The 2,481-nt window shown below is 53.0% G+C and carries 2 protein-coding genes and 1 pseudogene; all 3 read left to right on the forward strand.

Translation table 11 applies throughout. The features are described 5' to 3' along the window. On the forward strand, nt 1–614 hold a 614-nt coding region (locus QZL71_RS13015; protein ID WP_294649157.1), incomplete at its 5' end, for a VirB6/TrbL-like conjugal transfer protein, CD1112 family. A gap of 14 nt (nt 615–628) precedes the next feature. After that, nucleotides 629–991, forward strand: a complete 363-nt coding sequence (locus QZL71_RS13020) for a PrgI family protein (RefSeq protein WP_294649159.1) — start codon at nt 629–631, stop codon at nt 989–991. Next, nucleotides 966–2,408, forward strand: a pseudogene (locus tag QZL71_RS13025) (VirB4-like conjugal transfer ATPase, CD1110 family); the annotation flags it as partial. The gene QZL71_RS13020 and the pseudogene QZL71_RS13025, both read left to right, overlap by 26 nt. Nucleotides 2,409–2,481: the final 73 nt, after the last annotated feature.

The following is a 2,481-nucleotide window of genomic DNA, read 5'->3' on the forward strand; positions in this document are numbered from 1 at the left end:
TCACCCAGCACAACAACATGGCACAGTTTGAGCCTGCCCTCATCATGCGCTGGATCTTCAAAACGGCAGTGTCTGTCTGGCTCATCAGCAATACTTTCGATATTGTGATGGCGGTGTTCGACATTACCCAAAAGGTGGTGTCCGATTCCAGCGGCATCATCGCCGGGAACACCCGTGTCAACGACATTGGCTTGTCGATGTTGGAAGCCAGCCTGATGCAGATGGATGTCGGCCCGCTTTTCGGGCTGTTTTTGCAGTCCTTCTTCATCGGCATCACCATGCGGATATTGAGCATCATTATTTTTGTGATCGTGTACGGGCGCATGATCGAGATCTACTGCATGGTGAGCCTTGCGCCCATCCCCATGGCGACTTTCGGCAACCACGAGCAATCGCACATGGGGCAGAACTACCTGAAATGCCTGTTTGCGCTGGGCTTTCAGGGCTTTCTCATCCTCATCTGCGTGGCGATTTACGCCGTGCTAATACAGTCGGTGGCGATTTCCGGGGATGCCATCAACTGCATTTGGAGCATTGTGGGCTACACCGTTCTGCTCTGTTTCAGCTTGTTCAAGACCAGCTCCGTGACGAAATCCGTCCTCGGAGCGCATTAAAAGGAGGTGTTTGATTGGCTGCGTATATTTCCGTTCCCCGTGACCTGACGAAAGTAAAATCGAAGGTCGCATTCAACCTGACGAAACGGCAGCTCGTCTGCTTTGGCACAGCGGCTCTCATTGGAGTGCCGCTGTTTTTTGTTCTCCGGGACTCCGGCGGCAACACTGCCGCCACCCTCGGCATGATGGCGGTGATGCTGCCGGCGTTTTTCCTTGGGATGTACGAGAAAAACGGTCAGCCTTTGGAAAAGCTGCTGTCGTACTATGTGCAGTCCCGGTTTGTCCGTCCGAAGATCCGCCCCTATAAGACCAACAACTACTATGCACTGCTTATGAAGGGAGATGACGCCCATGATTCCATTTCTGAAAAAGAATAAGGATGGCAAAAAGCCGCCCAAGCCCACGGTGCCCCGCACGGCACAGGAGAGCGTCCCGTTCCAGCGGATGTTTGAGGATGGCACTTGCCGTGTCCGTCCCGGCTACTACACCCGCACCATCCAGTATCAGGATATCAACTATCAGTTGGCTCAGCAGGAGGACAAGACCGCTATCTTTGAGGAATGGTGCAGTTTTCTCAACTTTTTCGACAGCTCTATCCACTTTGAACTGTCCTTTGTGAATACCGCCACCGATTCGGCAGACTTTGAAAAGTCCATCCGCATCCCGTACCAGCAGGATGGCTTTGATGATGTGCGAGCCGAGTACAGCCAGATGTTGCGGCAGCAACTTTCCAAGGGCAACAACGGTCTGACCAAGACCAAATTCCTGACCTACGGCATCGAGGGCGACAGCATGGCGCAGGTCAAACCTCGGTTGGAGCACATCCAGAACGACCTGATGAACAACTTCCACCGGCTGGGGGTGCAGGCAAAGCCCTTGAACGGTGCCCAGCGGCTGAAGCTCATGCACGATATGTTCAACATGGACGGCGCATCCAAATTTCACTTTGACTGGAAAGACCTTGTGAAAAGCGGCCTTTCGGTAAAGGATGCCATTGCGCCTACCGCCTTTGCCTTCAAGAACAGCCGCACCTTCCAGATGGACGGCATCTTTTGCGCTGCCAGCTTTCTGAGCATCACGGCATCCGACATCAGCGACCAGCTGCTGAAGGACTTTCTGGACATGGATTCCTCGCAAATCGTTACCATGCACATTCAGAGTGTCGATCAGAACCGTGCCATCAAGACCGTCAAGCGCACCATCACGGAACTGGATCGCAGCAAGATCGAGGAGCAGAAAAAGGCAATCCGTGCCGGATATGATATTGACATCATTCCGTCGGATTTGGCAACCTACGGCAGAGATGCAAAAGCCCTGCTGAAAGAATTGCAGAGCCAGAACGAGCGAATGTTCCTCGTCACTTTTCTGGTGCTGAACACTGGACGCACAGAGCAGGAACTGGAAAACAACGTTTTTCAGGCATCCAGCATTGCACAGAAGCACAACTGCAACCTGTGCCGCCTTGACTTTCAGCAGGAGCAGGGGCTGATGTCCTCGTTGCCGCTGGCGGATTGCCAGATCGAAATTCAGCGGGGGCTGACCACCAGCAGCACTGCCATCTTCATACCCTTTACCACGCAGGAACTGTACCAGTCTGGCAAAGAAAGCCTGTATTACGGTCTGAATGCCCTGTCCAACAACCTCATCATGGTGGACCGCAAGAAGCTGAAAAACCCCAATGGCTTGATTTTGGGCACTCCCGGTTCTGGCAAAAGTTTCTCGGCAAAGCGTGAGATCACCAACGCTTTTCTGGTGACGGACGATGATATTATCATCTGCGACCCGGAAGCAGAGGTGCGACACGAAGTCGCGTAATGTATTGTGTATAAACACTGCTCTATCCATTTGGAGTAACCCTACTGTGACC

This window comes from uncultured Faecalibacterium sp. (assembly GCF_900066275.1).
GTDB lineage: Bacteria > Bacillota > Clostridia > Oscillospirales > Ruminococcaceae > Faecalibacterium > Faecalibacterium taiwanense.